Raw genomic sequence first — 17,712 nt, forward strand, 5'->3', positions numbered from 1 at the left:
TTCGCCCCCGGAAATGGTAGCGGTCCCCGGTGGACGATTGAAGGAGCGACCCGCAGGGGCTTGCGGAGGTTCAGGCGTCGAATTGGGTTCCCGGGTAAGGGAGTTCCGTGTCGCATCCCGGCGGGGTGCCCCGGCGAGCACCCTGTGATTCCTGCGATTCCTGTGACTCCTATGATTTCGGCGATTCCAGTACGTCCACGCGGGCGAATTGGCCGGCAGGCCGCCCCGCCCCAGAACCGGATTCCCGACCGGCAGCCGCCCGGGGCCCACCGGGCGCGGCCTCGCGGGCGTGAACCCGGCGCGAAGCTCTTCCGGGACTGCCCGGGCAGGCTGCAGCGGTGGCGGAGACCAGGAGCGCTCAGTAGGGTCCCGGCATGGCCTATACGTTTCAGGTGACCGTCGATTCCGCCACTCCGCACGCCCTCGCAGACTGGTGGGCCGAGGCCCTGGGCTGGGAAGTCGAGCCCAGTGACGAGGAGTTCATCCGGAGCATGATCGCCTCCGGCCGGGCGGGCGAGGAGGACACCACCACCCACCGGGGCGTCCTCGTCTGGAAGGCCGGCCAGGGGATCCGCCATCCCGAGGGCCTCGAACGGGCGCCGCGCGTCCTGTTCCAGCTGGTCGAGGAGGCCAAGACCGGCAAGAACCGCGTCCACCTCGACGTCCGCACCGGCGGGGACGACCCGGAGGCCGTGGTCGAGCGGCTCCTCGCCAAGGGGGCGAAGCACCTGCACGACGGCAACCAGGGACCCTTCGTCTGGACCACCCTGGCCGACCCCGAGGGCAACGAGCTCTGCGTCTCCCGCTGACCGGGGGCACCCGCGCATAGGGTGGGGCCGTGAACGTCATCCTCTTCGGTGCGACCGGAATGATCGGCCGGGGCGTCCTGCGCGAGTGCCTGCGCGACGACTCCGTCGAACGGGTCCTCGCCGTCGGCCGCAGCCCCCTCTCCGTCACCCACCCCAAGCTGCGCGAGCTGGTCCAGTCCGATCCGACCGACCTCTCGGCGCCCGGCCTGGACCTGGCCTCGTACGACGCGTGCTTCTTCTGCCTCGGCGTCTCCTCCTTCCGCATGAAGGAGGAGGAGTACCGCCGGATCACCTACGACCTGACGCTCGCCGCGGCCCGCACCCTCGCCGCCGCCAACCCCCTGCTGACCTTCGCCTACGTCTCCGGCGAGGGCACCGACAGCACGGAGCGCGGCCGCTCCATGTGGGCCCGGGTCAAGGGGAAGACCGAGAACGACCTGCTGGAGCTGGACTTCGAGGCGTACATGTTCCGGCCCGGAATCGTCCAGCCGGACCGCGGCACGCCCTCCAAGACCCCGCTCTACCGCGCCGGGTACGCCCTCACCGCGCCGCTCTTCCCGGTCCTGCGGCGCGTCGCCCCGAACCTCGTGACCACCACCCGGGCGCTCGGCCGCGCCATGATCGCCGTCGCCGCGGCCGGACCGGCCGTCGCGGGCACCCAGCGGATCCTGCGGCCCCAGGACATCAACCGGGTGGGCGGCGAAGGCGGCGCGGGCGGGCGGGGCGGGAGAGGCGGCGAAGGCCCGGGCCGAGCCGGAGACCTGCGGTAACGCGCGGATATTCGGTTCCGTCCGACCCCTCCCGCCCCCGAGAATGAGCTATCTCGAACCGGGAGGAACCCCATGAGCCAGGACCGCCTGACTCTGCACGACCTGATGCCCGCTCAGGCGCTGACCGAGGCCATCGACGCCGGATACGTGACCCGCAAGTCGCACCCGGAGCTGCCGCTGTCCCTCTACACCTACACCCGGACCGCCCAGTACGAGCGGGTCTGGAACCAGGTCACCACGCGCTGTCGCGGCCTCGTCGCCGACGACGACACCGGCGCGGTCGTCGCGCTGCCGCTGCCCAAGTTCTTCAACGTCGCAGAGCACGAGTCCGGTCAGCCGTACGCGCCGGCCCTGCCGGACGAGCCCTTCGAGGTGTACGACAAGGTCGACGGCAGTCTCGGGGTGGTCTTCCACTACGCGGGGAAGTGGCGGGTCGCGTCCAAGGGCTCCTTCACCAGCACCCAGGCCACCTGGGCGCAGCGCCGCCTCGACGGACGGGACACGTCCGCCCTGGTGCCCGGTACCACGTACCTCGCGGAGATCCTGTACCCGCAGAACCGCATCGTCGTGGACTACGGGGACCGGCGCGACCTCGTGCTTCTCGCCGCGTACCGCACGGACGGAGCCGACGGCACCGAGGTGCCGCTCGCCGAGGCCGCGGTCCACTGGCAGGGCATCGGATCCGTGGTCGCCGTGTGGCCCGCCATGCCGCTCGGCGAACTGCTCGCGCTGACCGGATCCAGCACGCTGCCCGGCGGCGCCGCCGCGACCGGTACCGACGCCGAGGGCTTCGTCCTGCGCTTCGCCTCGGGCGTCCGCGCCAAGGCCAAGATCGCCGAGTACGTACGGCTGCACAAGGTGCTCACCGGCGTGACCGAGCGGGACATCTGGCGCGGCCACGGCATCCAGCGGTTCGCCGGGCTGCCGGTCAAGCAGCTGGCCCAGGGCCTGAACTGCACCGTCGCCGACATCGAGGCCTCGGGAGGCAAGCCGCTCGACGCGCTGCTGGAGCAGGTGCCCGACGAGTTCGACCAGTGGGTGCGTTCGGTGATCGAACGGCTCGAGACGCAGGCCGCGCTCCGCGAGCGCGCCATCGACGAGGCGTACGCTTCGCTCGCCCACCTGGCCGGTGACCGGGGCGCGTTCGCGCGCGCCGCCAAGGAGATCCGCGACGGCGGGATCCGCGGCGCGCTGTTCCAGCGGCTCGACGGCAGGACGACCGAGCTCATCACCTGGCGGCAGGTGCGGCCCGAGACGTCCGACCCCTTCACGAACGACGAGGAGAACTGAACGTGTCCGAAGTCCCCGAAACCGAGACTCCCGGTCCGGTGACCGAGAGCCCCGCGCCCGTGGCCGCGGCCCCCGCACTCCCGGTGGTCCACGTCATGACGGGGCTGCCGGCCTCCGGCAAGACCACCGCCGCACGGGCCCTCCAAGCGGAGTCCGGCGGGCGGATGCGCCGCGTCAACCTCGACGACCTGCGGTCCATGCTCGACGTGCCGGACCCCGAGCGCGGGCGCTCGTACAAGCACGAGCAGACCGTGCTGGACATCCAGGACGCGGCGGTCGGTGCGGCCGTCGACGGCGGCTTCGACGTGGTGGTCGACAACACCCATCTGACCTCGTACATCCCCAAGCGGCTGAAGGCGGCCGTCGCGGGACGGGCCACCTTCGTCGTGCACGACTACACCGACGTGCCCGTGGAGGAGTGCCTGCGCCGCGACGCCGCCCGAGAGCGCCAGGTCGGCGAGGAGATCATCCGGATACTCGCCGACAAGCACGCGAAGGCGCGCAAGGGAGGCTGGCGGCTCACGGCGGACTGGCTCAACGACCAGCCGGACGTGTCGCCGTACGTCGCCGACCCGACGCTGCCCACAGCGGTCATGTGCGACATCGACGGCACCCTCGCGATGACCGGCGACCGCAACCCGTACGACTTCTCGCGCTGCGGCACCGACACCCTCAACGCGCCGGTGCGCGACGCCCTGAACGCCTTCCGGCGGGCCGACGGCGACGTCGTCGTGCTGCTGTCGGGGCGGGGCGAGGAGTTCCGGGAGCCGACCGAGGCCTGGCTGCGGGAGCACGAGGTCCCGTACGACGAACTGTGGATGCGGCCCGCGGGTGACACGCGCCGTGACGACATCGTGAAGGCGGAGCTGTTCAACGCCCACGTGCGGGAGCGGTACGCGGTCCGGGTGTCCCTGGACGACCGCGACCGGGTGGTGGCCATCTGGCGCCGGATGGGGCTGGCGACCTGGCAGGTCAACTACGGCGACTTCTAGCGGGCGTCCCGGCGCCCATACTGGGCCGGTGGAACACGACGAACACGGTGAACACGTGAGCCTGCTGATCGTGGACGGAGCCAACGTCGTCGGGTCCGTGCCGGACGGCTGGTGGCGGGACCGGCGCGGGGCCGCCGAGCGGCTGCGCGACCGGCTGGCCGAGCGCGGCGGGGGCGAGGAGATCGTCCTGGTCGTCGAGGGCGCCGCCCGGGGCGTCGAGTCCGTGCCCGGCGTACGGGTGGACGCGGCGCCCGGGAGCGGCGACGACCGCATCGTGGAGCTGGTGGCCGCGTGCGCGGAGCCCGGCGCGTGCGTGGTGGTCACGGCGGACCGGGAACTGCGCGAGCGGGTACGGGCGTACGGTGCGCGGTGCGTGGGCCCGCGAGCGGTGCGCCCGCAGACGTGAGGGGGCCGGCCCCGCAGGGCCGGCCCGGACGCCGCTAGCGGCAGTACTTCACTTCGCCGAAGCTCTTGATGTAGCGGGCCGAGACCCAGTGGTCCTTGCGGTCCTTGGCGGCCGCGGCGGTCTTGATGCCCTTGGCGGCCTTGGGTGCCATGCCGTCCATGCCGTCCTTCTCCTCCTTGCCGTCGAGGAGGTACCAGACGTTGTTGCCGTCGACCCGCTCACCGCGCTTCTTGCACTCGATGGCGACCTTCTCGTGCGGGTGCAGCTTGCCGAGCTTGTACGAGTGGGTGGTCGGCCGGCTGCGGACGGTCAGCGCGCCGCGCGAGGTGACGACGCCGCGGACGTGCTTGCGCTTGTGGGACTCGTCGGGCCGGGCGAGATCGTCGGAGCCCTGCTCGTCGTCCACGACGTTCTCCTGGCCCGGGTTGTCGTGGCGCGGGTTGCCGTCCGCGAGGGCCGAACCCGCCCCCACCAGGCCGAGCACCAGGCTTCCGGCGGCGAGGGCGAGGATGGTCCTGGTGGGCTTCAGCATGAGCCGGCTCCTCCGAGAGATGTCCGCCCGGCCGCGGAACGCGGCGCGGGACGGCGACCAGGCGGTCGCCACGGACGACTATGGCGACGGAGGGCCGTCCAGCTCGGCTGACGCACCGCGATTTAGCCCGATATGCCCAATATGCGGAGCGGGCGGCCGGCTGGTGGCGCTCCGGTGGGGGAGTACGGGGAAAGCCGCGCCGGCGCGGGTACGGCCCGGGCTCCGAGGGGAGTGGACGGGGCGCGGCGTGCGGGCAGGTGCGCGGAGGGTCGCCGGGGCCGTGCCCGCCCCCGAACGGGCACGGCCGCGTGGCGGGCCCCGGGGGGATCGGGCCACTGCCGGTTGGGACCGGCTCAAGGAAATCTACGGGCGGCTACCTGTTGCCCTCGCCCATCCACGGGTTGAACTGCGCCTACCGCCACGGGGGGTAACCCTGTACAACCAGGGGTGTACACAAGGGGGTTTGACGTGCAGCTGTCCGCACATCCGGCGGTGATCCGGTTCAGTGCCGCGAGATCGGTCGTCGTCGAGATCGTGTGGGCCGTCGGCTCGCTCTGGATATCGGCGAGCGTGCTCGCCAAGACGCCCTATCCCAACGGCCACTGGCGGGAAGCCGCCCCCCTCGCCTACTGGCTGCTCGCCGCCGTGTACCTGCCGTTCGTCCTGCGCCGCCGCTACCCCGTGGCCGTCCTGGTGAGCACCGCGATCTGCATCGGCACCTACTTCACCCTCGGCTATTACCACGTTCCCGCCGTCTGTGGGATGTTCCTGGCCCTCTACACCGTGGCCTCCCTGCGCCCCCGCCGCGTGTCCGTCCGCTGCGCCGCCGTCTCGCTGCTGGTGCTGCTCTGGGGCACCCGGCTCGCCGAGCCCGGACTCGGCCCGCTCAGCGTCGGGTTCGTCACCGTCACCACCACCGTCTGCTGGGTGGCCGGCGACGGATCCCGCCGGCTGCGCGAGCTGACGCGCCAACTCCGCCTGGAGCAGGAGGAGAAGGCCCGCCGGGCCGTCATCGCCGAGCGCATCCAGATCGCCCGCGAACTGCACGACGTCATCGCGCACCACGTCTCGGTGATCTCCGTGCAGACCGGGCTGGCCGGGTACGTGTTCTCCTCCGACCCGCCGACTGCCCGCCGGGCCCTGGACACCATCGGCGCCAGCGCCCACGAAGCCCTGGACGAGATGCGCCGGATGCTGGTCGTGCTCCGGGAGGACGGGACGGCGCCCGCGGAGGAGGTGCCCCCCGAGGTGTCCGGGCTGGGCCGCCTCGACGAACTGGTGCGCCGGATCGGTGCGGCGGGAGTACCGGTCGACGTCACGATCACGGGGACGGCGTACGCCCTGCCGCCCGGTATCGACCTCTGCGCGTACCGGGTGGTCCAGGAGGCCCTGACGAACGTGCTCAAGCACGCCCCGGAGGCGCGCACCACCGTCCGCGTCCACTACGCCGACGACGAGGTCCGCGTACGGGTCAAGGACGACGGCCGCGGTGACGGGGGGCGCTCGGCGCGCTCACTGGGGTCCCCGGGTTCGCCGGGCTCCCCGGGCTCCTCCGGTTCCGGCCAGGGGCTGGTCGGGATGCGCGAACGGGCGAAGATCTACCACGGCACGCTGACCGCCGAGCGGGCCCCCGGGGGCGGCTTCGAGGTCAGCCTGTGCGTCCCCGTCCCGAGGACCGCCCATGCCGACTGAACACCAGGCGCACGAAGCGCACGAAGCACACGAAGCACACGGAACACAGCCTGAAGGAGTGATTGCGCTGCGCGTCCTAGTCGTCGACGACCAGTTCCTGATCCGGTCCGGACTGACCGCGCTCCTCACCGCCGCCCCCGGCTACGAGGTCGTCGGCGAGGCCGAGGACGGCGAAGCGGCGGTGCGGCTGGCCGCGGCCACCCGCCCCGACGTGATCCTCATGGACATCCGGATGCCCGGAATCGACGGGATCAGCGCCACCGAGCGGATCCTGGCCGCCGCCGGGCCGGGCTCGCGCCCCAAGGTGCTCATGCTGACGACCTTCGACTCCGACGAGTACGTCTTCCGGGCCCTGCGGGTCGGGGCGGGCGGTTTCCTCTTCAAGGACACCCCGCCCGACCGGCTGCTCGCCGCCATCGCCACGGTGCACGCCGGCGAGATGCTGTTCAGCCCCGGCGCCCTGCGCGGGCTCGTGGCCACGTACGCCGCCCCGGCGGCCCGCACCCCGCACCCCGGTCTGGACACCCTGACCGCGCGCGAGCGCGAGATCCTCGGCCTGGTCGGGGCGGGCCTGTCCAACGCCGACATCGCCGGTCGCCTCGTCCTCAGCGCCGCCACCGTCAAGACGCACGTCCACCGCTGCATGAGCAAGCTCAAGCTGTCGAGCCGGGCACAGGCCGTGGTGGTCGCCCACGAGTACGGTCTCGCCGCCCGGCTGCCCTGACCCCGCTCCGGATGCGGGCACCGCCCGGCGCCGCCAGAGTGGAGCCCATGGGTATCGAAGATTACGGCGGCGGCCCCGGCGCACAGGAGACCGGCGTCATGGTCGTGACGACGAACGACGTTCCCGGCTACCGGGTCGAACAGGTCATCGGTGAGGTCTTCGGCCTCACCGTCCGCTCCCGCCACCTGGGCAGCCAGATCGGCGCGGGCCTGAAATCGATGATCGGAGGCGAGCTGAAGGGCCTCACCAAGACCCTGGTGGAGACCCGCAACCAGGCCATGGAGCGCCTCATCGAACAGGCGAAGGCCCGCGGCGCGAACGCCGTACTGATGATGCGCTTCGACGTGACCGACGCCGCCGACGTCGGCACGGAGGTCTGCGCCTACGGCACGGCGGTCATCCTGGTTCCGGCGAGCACGTAGAGCACGTAGTCCGGCCGCCGACCGGCTTCACCGACCGGCCTCACCGGCCGGACAGCTCAGGGGATCCATGCCCCGGGGCGCCGGACCACGTGACCCACCGGTCACATAAGTCCAGGACGGGGCTCGGGTTTGTCCATGGGCCTGCAGTGCCGCGATCCGCAAGCTGACTGGTCAGTGAGCGGACCGCCGGCCTCCACGGCGTGCGGTCTTCCGCACAGGAAGCGCCGACTCCCGGAGGTCCGATGCGATTCCCCCTCTGGCCGGCCGCGGCCGCGGTGGCCGGTCTGGTCGCCACCCTGGTCGTGGCCGTGCCCGCCGCCCCCGCCGTGGCGGCCGCCCCCGTGACGATCGCCTCGCCCGAGCTGTCCGTCAGCGTGGACAGCGCCTTCCCCCGTGTCATCAGCTACACCCGCACCGCCACCGGGGACGTGCTCAACGGCAACGAGGACACGATCGGTGCGATCGTCGTCAACGGGACCACCTACACCCCCACCGTCACCGCGACGCCCTCGGCCTCCGGTGTCGACTACGCCCTCGCCTTCTCCGGAGTGACCATCAGGTCCCGGCTCTCGGTGACCGGTTCGGTCGTGGAGTTCAAGGTCACCGCGATCGAGGACACCCCGGCCCTGCGGGTACGGAGCTTCGCGATCCCCGATCACAACCTCGTCAGCGTCCGCAGCAGCCAGGCGGGCGCCGCGCTCTCCACCGCGAAGATGTACACCGCCACCACCGGCACCGGGGACACCTTCACCCCGATCACCGCGAGCACCCCGGTCGACGCCTCCGCCTCGACCGTGATGTACGGCCTGGCCAACACCGGCAAGCTGGCCGCGGCCATCGACTCCAACTCCTCCTACGACACGCCCTCGGGCGGCACCGCCACCGAGAACGGCCGGATCAGCAAGCGGGTCACCGACAAGGGCGCGTACCGCCGGGCCGGCCTGTGGAGCGGATCCTGGCTGTACCGGGCCGCGGGTGCCGCCGACACGGACACCGAACCGCTGCCCTACGTCCGGGTCGCGATCGCCGCGGACCGCAACGGCGACGCCACCGTGGACTGGCAGGACGCGGCGGTCGCCTACCGCGACATCTGGACCCCGCCCACCGGCTGGCAGCAGACCGCCGACCGGGTCGTGCAGCGCATCCCCTTCAACTTCGCCTCCGCCGCCACCCACCCCTTCGCCGAGATCCTCGACGAGACCAAGCGGGTCAACCTCGCCACCGACGGCCTGGGCCAGTTCGTCCTGCTCAAGGGGTACGCCTCCGAGGGGCACGACTCGGCGCACATGGACTACAAGAACATCGGCTCCAAGCTCGGCGGTGCCACCGACCTGAACACCCTGACCACCGTCGGCCACACCTACAACGCCGACTTCGGCGTGCACATCAACGCCACCGAGGAGTACCCGGTCTCGGCCACCTTCGACCCGGCCCACCAGAGCAGCGGGCTCGGCTGGGACTGGCTCGACCAGTCGTACTACGTGGACACCCGCAAGGACGGCCAGTCGGGCGGGCGCCTGGGGCGCCTGCAGGACCTCAAGGCGGCCGCCCCAGGGCTCGACTTCCTCTACGTGGACGTCTGGTACGGCGACGGCTACGTCTCGCGCAAGCTCGAACGCGAGATCGGTGGCCTCGGCTACCAGCTCGCTACTGAGTTCCCCAACTCGATGACCGAGCAGTCCCTTTGGCACCACTGGGCGACCGACGTCAATTACGGCGGCACCGACCTCAAGGGAATCAACTCCCACATCGCCCGTTTCATCGCCAACCACACCAAGGACGACTGGATTGCGGGCAACGCCCTGCTGGGCGGCGCCGAACTCACCGCGTACGAGGGCTGGCAGGGCAAGCGGGACTACACCTCCTTCCTCTCCACCACCTTCGCGACCAACCTGCCGACCAAGTACCTCCAGGAATCCCCGGTCGTGAAGTGGACCTCCGACACCATCACCCTCGCGAACGGCACGACCGTCACCACGGCCGGTGGCACACGCAAGATCACCACTGGCGGCCGGACGGTCCTGAGCGGCTCCACCTACCTCCTGCCGCGCGACGGCAAGCTCTACCACTGGAACACCGCGGGCGGCTCCACCACCTGGACCCTGCCGGCCGGCTGGTCCTCGCCCAAGCTCTACAAACTGACCGACACGGGACGCCAGTTGGTCGGTGACCTCACCGTCACGGGCGGGCAGGTCACCATCAACGCCACCGCGAGGACCGGCTACGTCGTCACCAACGGCACGGCGCCCGCCCAGGCCGACCCGAACTGGGGCGAGGGCACCCCCCTCAAGGATCCCTCCTTCTACTCGGGCAACCTCAACGCCTGGACCGTCACCGGAACCGGCGCCGCCGTCACCCGCAACGCCCAGGGGCAGAACGAGCTCACCATGGCGCCGAGCACCACCCCCGCCGTCTCCCAGCAGCTCACGGGACTCACCCCCGGTACCTACGCGGCCTCCGTCTGGGTCTCCACCCCGGCCGGCCGCGCCACCACCCTCGCCGTCACCCCGGCCGGAGGCGCCGCCGCCTCCGTCCACGCCGACTCCTCGACACTGACCAACAGCCTCGGCGGCAGCGAGAAGAACACCACCAGGATGCAGCGCATGAAGGTGCTCTTCGACGTCCCGGCCGGGCAGTCGGCCGCCACCCTCAAACTGTCCGCGGCCTCCGCCGCCGGCACCGTCTACCTGGACGACGTACGCGTCGTCCGCTCGGCCCGCACCCCGCTCGCAGGTCACTGGTTCACCGAGGACTTCGAGAACGTGGACGCCGGCTGGGGCCCCTTCGCCTTCGGCGGAGCCGGCGGATCGGCCACCGACCCGCGCACCCACATCGCCCAGCGCAACGCCCCGTACACCCAGGCGGGATGGAGCGGCAAGCTCGTCGACGACGTGATCAGCGGGCAGAACTCGCTCAAGTCGCACGAGGAGCGGCAGGGCCTCGTCTACCGGACCCTCCCGCAGACGCTGCGCCTCACGCCCGGCCGCTCGTACAAGGTCACCTTCAGCTACGAGAACGGCTTCAGCGGCGACTACCAGTTCATCACCGGATCCGGCAGCACCGAGACCGCCACCGCGCTGAACCAGGCCCGGACGGCCACCACCTTCACCAAGACCTTCACGGCCGGGACCGACGCCTGGATCGGCGTACGGAAGGTGACCGGCGAAGGCTCGCACAACGAGGCCGACTTCATCCTGGACGATCTCGCGGTCGACGACCTCGGCACGGGAGGTGGCGGCGAACTCTTCGTCCCGCAGGGCCAGATGAGTGTCAAGGCGGTGGACAGCCAGGAGACCGCCGGCGAGAACGGCGCCGCGGCCAACGTGCTCGACGGTGACGGAGCCACCATCTGGCACACCCAGTGGTACCAGGCCACCACGCCGATGCCGCACGAGATCACCCTCGACCTCGGAGCCTCGTACAACGTCTCAGCCCTGCACTACCTGCCCCGCCAGACGCAGAGCAACGGACGCATCGCCGACTACCAGGTCCTCACGTCCACCGACGGGGTCAACTGGGGCACGGCGGCCACCTCCGGGACCTTCGCCAACACCACCGCCCAGCAGGATGTCGCCTTCACCGCCCGCACCGCGCGCTACGTCAAGCTCAAGGCCACGAAGGAGGTTTCGGGCAATCCGTGGACGGCGGTCGCCGAGCTCAACATCGGCTACCTACCGTGACGGGGGCTGCTGCGCGGCGGACTGCGGCTGCGTCGACTGCTGTTGGCGGAACCGGACCGGCGCCACGCCCACCCGGCGGCTGAACAGCCTGCTGAAATAGGCCGCGTCCTCGTAACCGACCCGCCGGGCGACTCCGGCCACCGGCAGGTCGGTCCGGGCCAGCAGTTCCTTCGCCCGGCTCAGGCGGATGCCGAGGAGGTACTCCTTGACCCCCTCCCCGGTACTGCGTCGCACCGCCCCGCGCAGCTGGGGCAGCGGCATCCCGAGCCGGGCGGCGTGCTCGGCCACCGATATCGGCAGCAGTGCGTCCCGGGCCAGGGTGTCCATCACGGTGTCCCCGTGCAGCGACACCTCGGCCCGGGCGTAGCGCAGCGCGACGAGGAGCCCGTGCACGGCCGCGGCCGCCTCCACTTCCAGCAGCGGTCCGCCGCGCCGGGCCGCCCGGACGATCCCGTCGACCACGTGCCGCACCCCGGCCGTGCCGCTCAGCGGCACCAGCGGGCGGTCGGGGGTGAGGTAGCCGAGGTCGGTGTACGCCTCCACGCTGTGACCCGCGAAATCCACGAAGCACTCGTCCCAGCCGGTCTCCGGGTCGGGACCGTAGTGGTGCTCCACTCCCGGCACCAGCCACAGCAGCGCCGGGGCCGTCACCGACTGCGGGGCCCGCCCGCCGTGGCTGAACCAGCCGCGGCCGGCGCAGACCACCACCGCGACGTGGTGGTCGAGCACGCGCGGGCCGACCACCGGCAGCACGCCCTGCTGCACCCCCACACCGAGGCACACCAGGCCGAGCCGGCGGTGATTGGCGGTCGGCGAGAAGTACCGCATCCAGCTGCTGTACGGGGGCGTTGCCATCTGCGGATTGTGATCCACAAGGCCCGGCCCGCTCAAGGGGCGGCGGACTCCTGGGCGTTACGAGGCTTTCGCGCGGCCGCCGGGTCCGGCGCGGCGGGCGACCCGGAGGCGACCCGCTCCGGAAGGAGCCCGGCGGCCAGGCCGGCGACCACCACCGCCAGGCCCAGCCACACCGCCGGACCCGGCACCCCGCCGCCGGTCACGGCTCCCGCGCCCGCCGCCGCGAGGGGCGCGACCCCGGTCAGCAGCCCGGCCCGGCCGGAGCCCACCGCGGCCACCGTGCGGTACCAGAGGAGGAAGGCCACCGCCGTCACCATGACGGCGAGGTATCCGGCGGCCGCCCACTGGCGCGGGCTCACCGACACGAGCCCCTGGGGCCCCTCGACGCACACGGTGAGCACCGCCAGCATCACCGCACCCATCCACACCGCGTGCAGTGACACCCCCCACGCGCCGTGACGCCGTAGCACCGGCACCGCGAGCAGGGTGAAACCGGCCTCGCAGCCCAGCGCGAGCGCGGCCCACCCCACCCCGGCCGCGTCCGTCCGGCCGGCGCCCTCCACCAGCACCGCCCCGGCGACGACCACCGGCGCGGCCAGCAGCACCCGGCGGCTGGGCCGGCGGCCCTCCAGCAGCGGGCCGATCAGCCCGAGCAGGATCGGCACGGAGGCCACGGCCACGGCGATGACGGCCGGTTCCGCGTGCGCGACGCCCCGTACGACGGCGACGTTGAACAGCACCAGCCCGGTCGCGGCGACCCCCGCGAGCCACAGCCACTCCCGGCCGCGCGGAGCGGTGATCCGCGCCCGGGCGACGCGGGCCAGTCCGAACAGGAGCAGCGCGGCGGCCGTGTAGCGGACGGCCTGGACGCCGAACAGCGGGGCGTGCACGAGGGACCGGGAGACGGTGACGCTGCTGCCGACGAGCGCCATGCCGGTGATACCGGGGGCGAGGTCGCGCAGCCGTGGGGACGATGCCGGAGACGGGGACGATGCCGGAGAAGGGGGCGGTGTACTCATACCGTCGAGCCTGGCGTGACAATGGACCGATGGACAGGTCCAAAGAAGGCGATGCCCAGGGGTCCAAAACCTTCGGGGCGGTCCCCGGGGCGGGCCTCGGGTCGGACCCCGGGTCGGATTTCCTTCAGCTCGACATCGGCCTGGCCCCGGCCGGCGGCCGCACCGACTGGCTCGCCGACCGGCTGCGCGCCGCCATCGCCGACGGCAGGCTCCCCGTGGGCTCCCGGCTCCCGGCCAGCCGCGTCCTCGCCGCCGAGCTCCGGGTCTCCAGGGGCCTGGTCACCGAGGCGTACCAGCGGCTGGCGGAGACCGGCCAGGTGGCGGGGCGGGGCCGTGCGGGGACGGTCGTGGTGGCCGCGCCGGTGGCCGCGCGCGTGACCCCCCGGCAGGTCCCGTCCCGGCCCGCGGGGGCTGGAGTCCCGGCCCCGGTAGGCCCGTTCGTGCCGGGGGCCGGCGGGGCCCTCGTCGACGCGCTGCGCGCCGCGCCGTGCCGGATCGACCTGTCGCCCGGTGTACCCGATCTGACCGCGTTCCCGCGTACGGCCTGGCTCCAGGCCGAGCGCCGGGTCCTCGCGGAACTCACCCCGGCCGACTTCGGCTACGGCAACCCGCAGGGCACGCCCGCGCTGCGCGAGGCGGTCACCGGCTGGCTCGCCAGGGGCCGGGGGATCCGCGCCGACCCCGGTGAGGTGGTCGTCGTAGCGGGCGTGGCGCAGGCGCTGGGGCTGCTGGCGCAGGTGCTGCGGGCGGACGGCGTACGGCGCGTCGCGGTGGAGGACCCCGGTTCGCTGGGGGCCCGTCAGCAGCTGGAGCACGGAGGCATGGAGCTCCTGCCCGTACCGGTGGACGAGGGCGGGATCGACACCGCCGCCCTGTCCGCCGGCCCGGCCCAAGCGGTGGTGCTGACACCGGCGCACCAGTTCCCGACCGGGGTCGTCCTCGACGGCGAACGGCGCCGCGAGCTCCTGGGCTGGGCGGCGGCCGGGGGCATCGTCATCGAGGACGACTACGACGCCGAGCACCGCTACGACCGGGCACCCGTCCCCGCGTTGCGCGCCCTGCTGCCGGAGGCGGTCTGCTACGCCGGGAGCGTTTCCAAGCTCCTGGCCCCCGCCCTGCGGCTGGGCTGGCTGCTGGTCCCGCCGCGTCACCTGGAGGCCGTGATCGAGGCCAAGAGGTACGCGGACCTCGGCAATCCGGTCCTCGCCCAGCTGGTGCTGGCCCGGCTGATGGCATCGGGGGAGCTGGAGCGGCACCTGCGCTTCGTACGCCGCCGCCACCGGGCCCGGCGGGACGCGATGCTCCGGGCGATCGCCGCCGTACTGCCCGGCGCACGCGTGCACGGGGCGGCCGCCGGGCTGCACCTGATGGTCACCTTCGACGGAGCGGAGTTCGACGACACCGCGCTGGCCGCGGCGGCCCTGGAACTCGGCGTCAAGGCCCATCCGTTGTCCTGGCACCGCCTGGCCCCGGGCCCGCCCGGCCTGGTCCTCGGCTACGCGGCGGGCCCGGTCGGCGAGATCGAGGAGGGTGTGGCCGCCTTCGGCACCGCGCTGCGGGAGCTCGGGCGGCCAGTGAGGCCAAGGCAGCCAAGGCGGCCCGGGCGGACCTGAGCGGGTGAGGCCGGCCGGAGTTGGGAACGCGGGTCGGAACCAGAACCGCGAAAAGTTTTTCGGGAACGTCGACAACCTCCCTGAGGGTCGCGCGTCGTGCGGGGTGAAGGGCGTGGTTCCGCGCCCCGCAGCCGACCGTGGAGAACCACCGTGAAGAACCTGAAGCGCGCCCCGCTGTCCTTCCGCAGGGCGGCTGCCGTCGCCGTCGCCGCCGCCGGGGTGGCCGTCGTTATCGCCGGGCCGGCCTCCGCCGCGCAGGGGGCGTCCGCCACGCCGAGCGCCCGGCCCGCCCCCGCGTCGGCCGCGCCCAGTGCCGTGCCGAGCACCGCGCCCAGCGTGGTCCCGACCTCTCCGAAGCCGCAGCCCTCGGTGAGCCGGCCCCCGACCGCGACGCCGAGCGCCTCCCCGAGCGCGGCTCCCGCCGCCCCCAGTGCGACCCCGGGTTCCAACGGCGAACCCGAGCTCGCGCATACTGGCTCCTCCGCCACCACGGCCGCACTCGGAGCCGGGGCCGCCGTGCTGCTCGCCGCCGGGGCCGCGACCCTGTACGCCGTTCGGCGCCGCGCCAACGGCTGAGGATCCCCGTGCTCCACCTCGCACCATCCGTGGGCCCCGCGGTACCCGGTTTCGACCGGGTGCGGCGGGGCTTGTGGTCGTTCCTGCTGCACCGCGAGCGGTCCGCCCCGGCCGCCCCGCCCGCGCACCCGGAGCCGCACCGGCACGGATACACGTACGGTCACCCCACCGAGGACGGCGGCCCGCCGCCCACCGTGACCGAGCTCTACCATGCCCATCGGCTGCAGATGGTCCGGCTGGCCGTGCTGCTCGTGGACGACCTGGGCACCGCCGAGGACGTGGTGCAGGACGCCTTCACGGCGCTGTACCGGCGCCACGGCGAGCGGATCGCGGAGGTGGACAACGCGCTGGGCTACCTGCGCACCGCCGTGGTCAACACGGCCCGCTCCGTACTGCGCCGGCGCCGGACCGCCCGTGCGTGGATCCCGCCCGCGCCCGTCGACGTACCGTCCGCCGAGGCGTCCGTGGTCCTGGACGAGGCACACCGCGAAGTGCTGGCCGCGCTGGGCCGCCTGACGCCGAGGCGGCGGCAGGTTCTGGTGCTGCGCTACTGGGCCGACCTCAGCGAGGCGGAGATCGCCGAGACGCTGGGGATCAGCCGGGGCTCGGTGAAATCGAACGCGAGCCGTGGACTGGACGCGCTGGAACGGATTCTGGAGGGTCGGACATGACGCGTGCGCGGGGACCGGCCGAGGGGTCGGACACGGGCCCGGGGGGCGCACCGGCGGCCGTGCGGCCCGTCGAGCACCGGTTGCGCAGCGCCCTCGACGCACGGGCGGCCGGGATCACCGCGCGCGAACTGCGCCCGGCGCAGCCGCCGGGGCTCGGGGTGCGACGTCTGCCGTGGGCCTGGCCGCGCGGGTTGGCGCTGCCGCTGGCCGGGCTGGCGGCAGCGGCCGCCGCGGTGGTGGTGGGGTATGCCGTACTGGCTCCCGACCCGGCCCAGGTCCGCCCGGCCCCGGTTCCGCCGGCGGCTCCGCCGTCGCCCTGGCCGGACGGGTCGTCGCCGCGCCCGGCTCAGGGCACCCCGGCGCCGTCACTGCTGCCCCCTTCGGCCACGGCCACTCCCACGCCGCTGCCCTCCTCCCATGCCTCCTCACCGTTCCCGTCCTCCCCGTCACCGTCCTCGGCGGGGCCGGAGCGCGGGTCCGGTACCGGTGGGCCGCGGCCGGTTTCCACCCCGTCCGGCTCCGCCGTCCCCTCCGCCAAGCCGGGTCAGTCCGCGTCGCCGTCGCTCTCGCCCTCGCCGCCGCCGGTCACCGGGCCTCCGGACTACCACTAGGCCTGGCTCCGTCACCGATCCCGGGGGCGGCCCGCCCGGGATCGGCGCGCCACGCGGGGCCCTGAACCATGAGCCGATGGAGATCCCTCCGCTGCATCCTTGATCCCTGCCGAGGAGTTCGAACGGGGGACGCGGGATGTGGTCAGTGGTGTCGTCGTGCGCGGTACCGGCGGGGGAGCGGTTCGACTGGTACGCCGACATCATCTCGCGCGAAGTGATGCCCGCGGCTCTCAGCAGCGAGCGGCCCGCGGAGTTCCAGGGCGAGGCCGCCGTACTGGACCTGGGGGACCTCCGGGTGGCGAAGTTCGCCCTGTCGCCGCTCCGTTCACGGCGCACACCCGCGCTGATCCGGCGCGGCGACCCGGAGCAGTACCAGCTGGCGCTCCTGCGCGAGGGCAGCACATCGATGTCCCAGCACCGCAACGACTGCACCATCGGGGCCGGGGACCTCATGCTCTGGGACACCTCGCGCCCCTCCGACAACGAGATGCTCGCCGACCGCGGCCAGGCGCGGGCGACGATCCTGATGCTTCCCAGGGAGGCGCTGCCCCTGCGTGACCAGCGCCCGGAGCTGACGCCGCCCGTCGTCGCCGCCCGCCACAACATCTCCCTGCGCACGCTCCACCAGCTCTTCCACGGCCAGGGGGAGAGCGTCCGGGCCCGGATCCGCAGGCGCCGGCTGGAGCAGTGCCGCGCCGACCTCGCACGCCCCGGTCCCGGGGCGCACCGGGTGCACGCCATCGCCGCCCGCTGGGGCTTCAGCGGCCCCGTGGTCTTCAGCCGCTCCTTCCGCGAGGCGTACGGAGTCAGCCCCGCGGAGTTCCGTGCGCTGAGCCTGGAGGAAGCCGGTGCCGAGCGTGCGGCGAGCCGGCCGGCCGCTGCACCGTTCCGGTGAGACCGGCCGTTCCCGCTGGTCAGCGGCGCTCATTGGGCTTTCCGCTGAGGGGAGGGAGCGTCCATGGTCAGGAAAGCGCATTGCGTGCGCAGGCGCCGCCGGGTTCCCTTGCCAGGATCAGAACGGCGGGGCCGCCCCGAGCCGGCAGGGAAGGA

At 73.0% G+C, this 17,712-nt stretch carries 17 protein-coding genes; 14 read left to right on the top strand and 3 right to left on the bottom strand.

Going from position 1 to position 17,712, the window contains the following annotated elements; translation table 11 throughout:
• Positions 1-374 precede the first annotated feature (374 nt).
• The 5 genes from OG389_RS33100 (at position 375) to OG389_RS33120 (ending at position 4,267) form a co-directional block, all read left to right on the top strand.
• Positions 375-809 (top strand): VOC family protein, encoded by a 435-nt coding sequence (locus OG389_RS33100; protein WP_328302501.1) that lies wholly within the window; start codon positions 375-377, stop codon positions 807-809.
• Between the two features lie 29 nt (positions 810-838).
• Positions 839-1,579, top strand: coding sequence for an epimerase (locus OG389_RS33105; RefSeq protein WP_328302503.1), 741 nt, complete (start codon positions 839-841; stop codon positions 1,577-1,579).
• Positions 1,580-1,651: 72 nt separating this feature from the next.
• A complete protein-coding gene (locus OG389_RS33110) occupies positions 1,652-2,869 on the top strand; it encodes an RNA ligase (RefSeq protein ID WP_328302505.1) in 1,218 nt (405 codons plus the stop codon).
• 2 nt (positions 2,870-2,871) lie between these two features.
• On the top strand, positions 2,872-3,861 hold the full coding sequence (locus tag OG389_RS33115) for a phosphatase domain-containing protein (RefSeq protein ID WP_328302507.1): 990 nt from the start codon (positions 2,872-2,874) through the stop codon (positions 3,859-3,861).
• Positions 3,862-3,889: 28 nt separating this feature from the next.
• Positions 3,890-4,267: an NTP pyrophosphohydrolase gene (locus OG389_RS33120; protein WP_328302509.1), complete on the top strand. Its 378-nt coding sequence runs from the start codon at positions 3,890-3,892 to the stop codon at positions 4,265-4,267.
• A gap of 34 nt (positions 4,268-4,301) precedes the next feature.
• Here OG389_RS33120 and OG389_RS33125 read toward each other — a convergent pair whose 3' ends face one another.
• Positions 4,302-4,799, bottom strand: a complete 498-nt coding sequence (locus OG389_RS33125) for a hypothetical protein (RefSeq protein WP_328302510.1) — start codon at positions 4,797-4,799, stop codon at positions 4,302-4,304.
• 468 nt (positions 4,800-5,267) lie between these two features.
• On the opposite strand from OG389_RS33125, the gene OG389_RS33130 reads away from it, so the two are divergent.
• The 4 genes from OG389_RS33130 (at position 5,268) to OG389_RS33145 (ending at position 11,317) form a co-directional block, all read left to right on the top strand.
• Positions 5,268-6,491 carry a sensor histidine kinase gene (locus OG389_RS33130; protein ID WP_328302512.1) on the top strand — a complete coding sequence of 408 codons (1,224 nt, stop codon included), beginning with the start codon at positions 5,268-5,270 and terminating at the stop codon, positions 6,489-6,491.
• 61 nt (positions 6,492-6,552) lie between these two features.
• Complete coding sequence (locus OG389_RS33135; RefSeq protein WP_328304288.1) at positions 6,553-7,215, top strand: response regulator transcription factor; 663 nt, start codon at positions 6,553-6,555, stop codon at positions 7,213-7,215.
• 47 nt (positions 7,216-7,262) lie between these two features.
• Positions 7,263-7,637, top strand: coding sequence for a YbjQ family protein (locus OG389_RS33140; protein ID WP_328302514.1), 375 nt, complete (start codon positions 7,263-7,265; stop codon positions 7,635-7,637).
• Positions 7,638-7,879: 242 nt separating this feature from the next.
• The gene (locus OG389_RS33145; protein ID WP_328302516.1) at positions 7,880-11,317 is read left to right on the top strand and encodes an endo-alpha-N-acetylgalactosaminidase family protein; all 3,438 of its coding nucleotides are present in this window, start codon (positions 7,880-7,882) and stop codon (positions 11,315-11,317) included.
• Here the strand turns inward: OG389_RS33145 and OG389_RS33150 are convergent.
• The gene (locus OG389_RS33150) at positions 11,309-12,172 is read right to left on the bottom strand and encodes a helix-turn-helix domain-containing protein (RefSeq protein ID WP_328302518.1); all 864 of its coding nucleotides are present in this window, start codon (positions 12,170-12,172) and stop codon (positions 11,309-11,311) included. The genes OG389_RS33145 and OG389_RS33150 overlap by 9 nt on opposite strands.
• Positions 12,173-12,204: 32 nt before the next feature.
• Positions 12,205-13,191: a DMT family transporter gene (locus OG389_RS33155; protein ID WP_328302520.1), complete on the bottom strand. Its 987-nt coding sequence runs from the start codon at positions 13,189-13,191 to the stop codon at positions 12,205-12,207.
• 29 nt (positions 13,192-13,220) lie between these two features.
• Here OG389_RS33155 and pdxR point away from each other — a divergent pair, with 29 nt between their 5' ends.
• The 5 genes from pdxR (at position 13,221) to OG389_RS33180 (ending at position 17,557) form a co-directional block, all read left to right on the top strand.
• The gene (gene pdxR / locus OG389_RS33160; protein WP_328302522.1) at positions 13,221-14,804 is read left to right on the top strand and encodes a MocR-like pyridoxine biosynthesis transcription factor PdxR; all 1,584 of its coding nucleotides are present in this window, start codon (positions 13,221-13,223) and stop codon (positions 14,802-14,804) included.
• A gap of 150 nt (positions 14,805-14,954) precedes the next feature.
• Complete coding sequence (locus OG389_RS33165; RefSeq protein ID WP_328302523.1) at positions 14,955-15,380, top strand: LAETG motif-containing sortase-dependent surface protein; 426 nt, start codon at positions 14,955-14,957, stop codon at positions 15,378-15,380.
• A gap of 8 nt (positions 15,381-15,388) precedes the next feature.
• Complete coding sequence (locus OG389_RS33170; RefSeq protein WP_328302524.1) at positions 15,389-16,051, top strand: SigE family RNA polymerase sigma factor; 663 nt, start codon at positions 15,389-15,391, stop codon at positions 16,049-16,051.
• Complete coding sequence (locus OG389_RS33175; RefSeq protein WP_328302526.1) at positions 16,048-16,662, top strand: hypothetical protein; 615 nt, start codon at positions 16,048-16,050, stop codon at positions 16,660-16,662. The genes OG389_RS33170 and OG389_RS33175 overlap by 4 nt, the downstream gene beginning before the upstream one ends.
• Before the next feature lie 136 nt (positions 16,663-16,798).
• Positions 16,799-17,557: a helix-turn-helix domain-containing protein gene (locus tag OG389_RS33180; protein ID WP_328302527.1), complete on the top strand. Its 759-nt coding sequence runs from the start codon at positions 16,799-16,801 to the stop codon at positions 17,555-17,557.
• Positions 17,558-17,712: the final 155 nt, after the last annotated feature.

The sequence above is a fragment of the Streptomyces sp. NBC_00435 genome, assembly GCF_036014235.1.
Lineage (GTDB): Bacteria > Actinomycetota > Actinomycetes > Streptomycetales > Streptomycetaceae > Streptomyces.

Bases quoted from the DNA above. Each gene is read 5' to 3' on its own strand.
- OG389_RS33100 (WP_328302501.1), top strand. From the start codon at position 375: ATGGCCTATACGTTTCAGGTGACCGTCGATTCCGCCACTCCGCACGCC.
- OG389_RS33110 (WP_328302505.1), top strand. From the start codon at position 1,652: ATGAGCCAGGACCGCCTGACTCTGCACGACCTGATGCCCGCTCAGGCG.
- OG389_RS33125 (WP_328302510.1), bottom strand. From the start codon at position 4,799: ATGCTGAAGCCCACCAGGACCATCCTCGCCCTCGCCGCCGGAAGCCTG.
- OG389_RS33140 (WP_328302514.1), top strand. From the start codon at position 7,263: ATGGGTATCGAAGATTACGGCGGCGGCCCCGGCGCACAGGAGACCGGC.
- OG389_RS33145 (WP_328302516.1), top strand. From the start codon at position 7,880: ATGCGATTCCCCCTCTGGCCGGCCGCGGCCGCGGTGGCCGGTCTGGTC.
- OG389_RS33150 (WP_328302518.1), bottom strand. From the start codon at position 12,172: ATGGCAACGCCCCCGTACAGCAGCTGGATGCGGTACTTCTCGCCGACC.
- OG389_RS33155 (WP_328302520.1), bottom strand. From the start codon at position 13,191: ATGAGTACACCGCCCCCTTCTCCGGCATCGTCCCCGTCTCCGGCATCG.
- pdxR (WP_328302522.1), top strand. From the start codon at position 13,221: ATGGACAGGTCCAAAGAAGGCGATGCCCAGGGGTCCAAAACCTTCGGG.
- OG389_RS33175 (WP_328302526.1), top strand. From the start codon at position 16,048: ATGACGCGTGCGCGGGGACCGGCCGAGGGGTCGGACACGGGCCCGGGG.
- OG389_RS33180 (WP_328302527.1), top strand. From the start codon at position 16,799: ATGTGGTCAGTGGTGTCGTCGTGCGCGGTACCGGCGGGGGAGCGGTTC.